1 pseudogene is annotated in these 262 nt (G+C 66.0%); it reads right to left on the bottom strand.

Annotated elements, in window-relative coordinates:
• Positions 1-262: pseudogene (locus B3849_RS17255) on the bottom strand (FAD-dependent oxidoreductase); the annotation flags it as partial.

Here is a 262-nt window from a genome sequence, read left to right as displayed (position 1 = left end):
CACAGCGCCTTGGCGGTTTCGGCCCGCTGCTGTGCCAGTGCCAGTGCCGCGTCATCGGCCACGGGTTGCAGGCGCCCCTTGCGGGCATAGCCCGCGTTGCCACCGCCTGCCTGTTCAACCGCTTGCCAGAACCCTTCGGCCATCAGCAGGCTATCGCGTTGAAAGGCTTTCTTGGCATTCCAGTTTTCAGGCACATGCGGGGCCAGCGCGCCGACGATACCGCTGCTGCTGCCTGCGGCGGGCCCATTCGGATCGATCACCT

Source organism: Sulfitobacter sp. UBA4523 (genome assembly GCF_002388305.1).
Taxonomy (GTDB): Bacteria; Pseudomonadota; Alphaproteobacteria; order Rhodobacterales; family Rhodobacteraceae; genus Sulfitobacter; species Sulfitobacter pontiacus.
Note: the sequence above shows the minus strand (reverse complement) of the source record. Positions and strands in the feature narration are given on the sequence as shown.